This is a genomic window from Acidaminococcus sp. CAG:542 (genome assembly GCF_000437815.1).
Lineage (GTDB): Bacteria > Bacillota > Negativicutes > Acidaminococcales > Acidaminococcaceae > Acidaminococcus.
The window spans coordinates 44,229-50,425 of the sequence record NZ_FR902096.1 but is presented as its reverse complement, the minus strand read 5'-3'; the positions used below and the strand labels follow the sequence as shown (position 1 = coordinate 50,425).

At 52.4% G+C, this 6,197-nt stretch carries 3 protein-coding genes; all 3 read left to right on the top strand.

Annotated features, from left to right (window positions below; translation table 11 throughout):
* Window positions 1-208: 208 nt before the first annotated feature.
* The 3 genes from nifJ to QVO43_RS08780 all read left to right on the top strand — a co-directional run bounded on the left by nifJ (window position 209) and on the right by QVO43_RS08780 (window position 6,148).
* A complete protein-coding gene (gene nifJ, locus QVO43_RS08790) occupies window positions 209-3,724 on the top strand; it encodes a pyruvate:ferredoxin (flavodoxin) oxidoreductase (RefSeq protein ID WP_022488152.1) in 3,516 nt (1,171 codons plus the stop codon).
* A gap of 185 nt (window positions 3,725-3,909) precedes the next feature.
* Window positions 3,910-5,514: a Na/Pi cotransporter family protein gene (locus tag QVO43_RS08785; protein WP_022488151.1), complete on the top strand. Its 1,605-nt coding sequence runs from the start codon at window positions 3,910-3,912 to the stop codon at window positions 5,512-5,514.
* A 91-nt stretch (window positions 5,515-5,605) separates the two neighbouring features.
* Window positions 5,606-6,148, top strand: coding sequence for a TIGR00730 family Rossman fold protein (locus QVO43_RS08780; RefSeq protein WP_022488150.1), 543 nt, complete (start codon window positions 5,606-5,608; stop codon window positions 6,146-6,148).
* Window positions 6,149-6,197 lie beyond the last annotated feature (49 nt).

Sequence of the window (6,197 nt, the reverse complement as noted above, 5' to 3'; positions counted from 1 at the left end):
GTTATGCACAATTTCTGCACAATCGGTGGTTTATGGCCCGCAAAGCCAGTAACCACGAGATGTTAGACAATTCGCAATAAATTGTCTACAAATAAGAAAAAATTTATTTGAGATTCTGTTCATTTTGATATATAATTATAGGCGACTAGGGGGACTATGGAAGTCTTACTATCGTAGTCAGTATCTCTTAGAAAGAGGGGCTATTTAAATGAAAAAAATGAAGACAATGGATGGCAACACCGCGGCCGCATATGCTTCTTATGCGTTTACGGAAGTTGCAGCGATCTACCCGATTACTCCTTCTTCTCCTATGGCAGAAGCAAGTGATGAATGGGCTTCTCATGGCAAGAAGAACATTTTCGATCGCCCGGTACAGATCATGGAAATGCAGTCTGAAGCAGGTGCTGCCGGTGCTGTGCACGGCTCTCTGGCTTCCGGTGCTCTGACCACGACCTACACTGCATCCCAGGGGTTGCTGCTGATGATCCCGAACATGTACAAGATCGCTGGCGAACTGCTGCCCGCCGTATTCGACGTTGCAGCCAGAGCTTTGGCTACCAGCTCTCTGAACATCTTCGGTGACCACAGTGACGTTATGGCCTGCCGTCAGACCGGCTTTGCCATGCTGGCAGAAAGCGGCGTTCAGGAAGTTATGGACCTGACCGCAGTTGCTCACCTGTCCGCCATCAAAGGCCATGTGCCTTTCCTGAACTTCTTCGATGGGTTCCGTACTTCTCACGAAATCCAGAAGATCGAACTGCTGGACTATGATGAACTGAAAAAACTGGTTGACTACGATGAACTGAAGAAATTCCGTGAAAATGCGCTGAACCCGGATCATCCTGTAATCCGTGGTACCAACCAAAACCCGGATATCTACTTCCAGACCCGTGAAGCTGTAAACAAATACTACGAAGCCCTGCCGGAAATCGTAGAAGATTACATGAACAAAATCAGCAAGCTGACCGGCCGTGACTACAAGCTGTTCAACTACACCGGTGCTCCCGATGCTGAAAACGTTGTAGTAATCATGGGCTCCGGCGCTCAGACCGTGGAAGAAGTTGCCAAGATCCTGAACGCTCAGGGCGAAAAAGTCGGCGTGCTGAACGTACATCTGTATCGTCCGTTCTCCGCCAAACATTTCTTCCAGGCCATGCCTGCAACCGTAAAACGGATTGCTGTTCTGGACCGGACCAAGGAAGCCGGCTCCAACGGCGAACCTCTGTACCTGGATGTCCGGGACATCTACTACAACAAGGCTGACCGTCCTCTGATCATCGGCGGCCGTTACGGCATGGGTTCCAAGGAATTCTATCCTGGCGATGCTCTGGCTGTGTTCGACAACCTGAAGGCTGCTGAACCCAAAGACCACTTCACCGTAGGCATTGTGGATGATGTGACCAACACCTCCCTGCCGAAGGAAAAAACCCTGGACATCACCCCGAAAGGCACCATCTCCTGCAAGTTCTGGGGCCTGGGTTCCGATGGTACCGTTGGTGCCAACAAGAGCGCCATCAAGATCATCGGCGACAAGACCGACATGTACGCACAGGGCTACTTCGCTTATGACTCCAAGAAGTCCGGCGGTATCACCGTATCCCACCTGCGTTTCGGTCATACTCCGATCCATATGCCGTTCCTGATCAACTTCGCTGACTATGTTGCTGTACACAATCCTTCTTATGTACATCGTTACAACGTAGCCTCCGGCCTGAAAAAAGGCGGCGTGTTCCTGCTGAACTGCCCCTGGAACGCTGAAGAACTGGACAAGGAACTGCCTGGCCAGCTGAAACGCTACCTGGCAACCAACGACATTCAGTTCTACACCATTGACGCTGTGAAGATCGCTTCTGAAATCGGTCTGGGCGGCCGTATCAACATGATCATGCAGGCTGCATTCTTCAAACTGACCGGCGTAATCCCTGTGGATGATGCTGTGAAGTACCTGAAGGAATCCATTGTTACTTCCTATGGCAAGAAAGGCCAGAAGGTCGTTGACATGAACAATGCCGCTGTTGATCAGGGCGTCAATGCCATCAACAAAGTGGAAATCCCCGCTGCATGGGCTGATGCAAAAGACGAAGACCTGTACAAGAAGACTGGCAACGCCTTCGTTGACAACATCATGATCCCCATGAACGAACAGGAAGGCGACAAGCTGCCGGTCAGCGCTCTGATGGGCCAGGCCGATGGTACCTTCCCCTCCGGTACTGCTGCTTATGAAAAACGCGGTATCGCCATCAACGTTCCTGAATGGAACATTGAAAACTGCATCCAGTGCAACCAGTGCGCCATCATGTGCCCGCACGCTGCCATCCGTCCGTTCCTGCTGACTGACGAAGAAGTGAAGAACGCTCCGGAAGGCCTGAAGACCAAACCGGCTCTGGGTGCAAAAGGCCTGAACTTCTGCATCACCGTGAGCCCCATGGACTGCCAGGGTTGCTCCAACTGCGTGGATGCCTGCCCGGGCATGAAAGGCAACAAGGCTCTGGCCATGAAACCTTTCGCTACTCAGGAAGGCCGCGCTCCCATCTGGGATTATGTGGTGAACAAGGTTGCTCCGAAAGCCAACCCCATGACCACGGCTACTGTAAAGGGCTCTCAGTTCGAACAGCCCCTGCTGGAATTCTCCGGTGCCTGCGCTGGCTGCGGCGAAACCCCGTATGCCAAACTGGTTACCCAGCTGGTTGGTGACCGTATGATGATCGCCAACGCTACCGGCTGCTCCTCCATTTGGGCTGCTGCTGCTCCTTCCATGCCTTACACCACCAACCACAAGGGCCATGGTCCTGCCTGGGCCAACTCCCTGTTCGAAGACAACGCTGAATATGGTCTGGGTATGTACCTGGGCGTAAAGGCTGTCCGGGATCGTCTGGTTGACGAAATGAAGGCTGCTGAAGCTGTTGCTTCTGCTGACCTGAAGGCTGCCATGGAAGACTGGATTGCCAACAAGGACGAAGGCGAAGGCTCTCGTGCCCGTGCTGAAAAACTGGTTGAACTGCTGGAAGCTGAAAAAGCCGGCAAACCGGAACTGGAAGCTCTGTACGAAAACAAACAGTTCTTCGTGAAACGTTCTCAGTGGATCTTCGGCGGCGACGGCTGGTCCTATGATATCGGTTACGGCGGACTGGACCATGTACTGGCATCCGGCGATGATGTAAACGTAATGGTATTCGATACCGAAGTTTACTCCAACACCGGCGGACAGTCCTCCAAGTCCACTCCTGAAGCTGCTGTTGCTCAGTTTGCCGCTTCCGGTAAACGGACCAAGAAGAAGGATCTGGGCATGATGGCCATGACCTATGGCTATGTATACGTAGCTCAGATCAACCTGGGCGCTGACAAGAACCAGGCTCTGAAGGCCATCCGGGAAGCTGAAGCTTACCATGGTCCTTCCCTGATCATCTGCTACAGCCCCTGCATCAACCACGGCATCAAGAGAGGCATGAACCACTCCTTCCTGGAAGCCAAGGCTGCTGTTGACTGCGGTTACTGGAGCTGCTTCCGGTACAACCCGACTCTGAAGGCTGAAGGCAAGAAGTCCTTCTTCCTGGACAGCACCAAGACTCCGAACTTCGATGAATTCGAAAACTTCCTGAAGGGCGAAGTACGGTATGCATCCCTGGCCAAAGGGTTCCCTGACATTGCAGAAGATCTGTATGCCAAGACCAAGAAAGACGCTGAAGAACGTCTGGCCGGCTATGTAAAACTGGACGCTGAATAAGTCTCGATTCTTCAAAATCTCCTGTCACGAAAGTGACAGGAGATTTTTTTTTAATAATGTTCAGAATGTTGCATATTTCCATTATGAACTGGTGTAAACAGGAGATATGTGGTAAAATTTAGTCATATCGCTATTCCACCAATCTATAAGTACAATTGAAAACGCAAACTGCGGAGGAGATTATTTTGGTTCAGCTATTCTTGTTTTTAGGCGGCATTTCTCTTTTCCTGTACGGTATGCAGCTGATGGGCGACGGCCTGCAGCAGGCGGCTGGGGCCAAGCTCCAGAAAATCCTGGGGCAGCTGACAAAGAAGACCATCTACGGGGTGGCTCTGGGGGCCGGGGTTACGGCAGTGCTCCAGTCTTCCAGTGCTACCACGGTTATGACCGTGGGGCTGGTCAACGCAGGACTGATGAACCTGGAACAGGCCTTCGGCATCGTCATGGGGGCCAACATCGGGACCACCATGACCGCACAGCTCATTGCCTTCAATCTGACCGACTACATCACCCTGATCATTGCCATCGGTTTTGTGATGCAGATCGTCTGCAAAAAGCGGACTCTGAAGAATCTGGGTTCCGTGCTGCTGGGTTTTGGTATCCTGATGCTGGGCATGAGCATGATGAGCAATTCCGTCATTCCCCTGCGCCAGGATCCCCGGATCGTGGATATCCTGGGAAGATTCTCCACCCATCCCATTATGGGGCTCCTTACCGGTCTGGGCATGACCCTGGTGATCCAATCCTCCTCCGCAACCATCGGTATCCTGATGGCTATGGCCAGCCAGGGGCTGATCCCTCTGGAAGGGGCCATTCCCGTAATCCTGGGTGATAACATCGGTACCTGTATCACCGCTGTCATCGCCACCCTCCAAAGCGGTCTCAACGCCAAGCGGGTAGCCTGTTCCCATGTCATGTTCAATCTGTGCGGCAGTATCATTGCTCTGCTTCTGCTGCCTTTCTTCATTTCTTTTGTAATGGATATTTCTCCGGCTGGGAATATCGGCCGGCAGATCGCCAACGCCCACACTACCTTCAACGTGGTGAACACCTGTATTTTCCTGCCTCTGGCACCGTATTTCACCCGGTTCATCAAAAAGATCATGCCTGGGGAAGACAATGATATTTCCTATCAGCCCAAGTATCTGGACAAGAACGTGCTGAACACTCCGGCGGTCGCTCTGGGACTGGCTACTAAGGAAGTGGTCCGGATGGGGGAACTGGCTCTGGAAAATATCCGGAAATCCTTTACCTGTGTGGATAACTACAATAAAAAGGACGTGGAATTCGTTCTGGAACATGAACCGGTCATCGACAGCCTGGAAGAGGCCATTACCGTGTATCTCACCAAGATGAGCGAAAAGAACATGACCAAGGAAATGTCCAACCTGCACACCGGTCTGATTCATGCCTGCAACGATATTGAACGGATCGGGGATCATGCGGAAATCATCGCCAAACGGGTCCGAAACATGAGAGAAGACGGAACCACCTTCTCACCGGAAGCCAACCGGGAAATGAAGGAGCTGGAAGTGCTGGTGGTAGCCGCTGCCACCAAGGCCATCAAGGCCCTGGAAACCAATGACAAAGATCTGGCCCGGGAATCCCTGGATTTCTCCCATCAGGTGAAGCTGAAACAGAAAGCCATGCGGAAGAGCCATGTGGAACGGCTGAACGAAGGGGTCTGTACCCCGGAAACCGGTTTTGTGATGCTGGAACTGCTGATCAACATGAAACGGGTCAGCGACCACAGCAAGAATATTTCTCAGCTTGTACTGGGGGATTTCTGAGAATTGATTGTCAATGGTCAATGGTCAATGGTCGATGGCTGAAGGATAGGAGCTGCCTGGAGCAGCTCCTTTTTTATGGAAAGGAGAGGAAATGAACATCACTGTTTATCTGGGAGCCAATCCGGGGAACCGTCCGGAATATGCCCGTTATGCGTATGAACTGGGACAATGGATTGCCGGTCATGGCCATACTTTGATCTACGGAGGCAGCCGTACCGGACTTATGGGGAAACTGGCCGACGGCGCTCTGGAGCAGGGCGGACGGGTGATCGGGGTGGAACCCCGGTTCTTTATGGAAAAAGAACTCCAGCACCAGGGCCTGACAGAGCTGATCGTCACCGAAAACATGGCCCAGCGGAAAGAGAAGATGCTGGAACTGGGGGACCTGTTCCTGGCCTTCCCGGGAGGCATCGGGACCCTGGAAGAAATCAGCGAAATCATGAGCCTGAACAAACTGGACATGGTGTCCAAACCTTTTGCCTTCCTGGACTACGAAGGCTATTGGCAGCCCATGAAGGCCCTCCTGGACCGGATGGCGGGAGAAGGGTTCGTGTGGAAAGAATGGGTGGAAAGAATCCTGTTCATCAGGGATCTGGAAGAACTGGAACGGTACTGCAACGGAATGAAACAGTGAAAATCAGCTCCAAGGGATTCCTGCCGACTTACACGGTACCGTAGGGGCC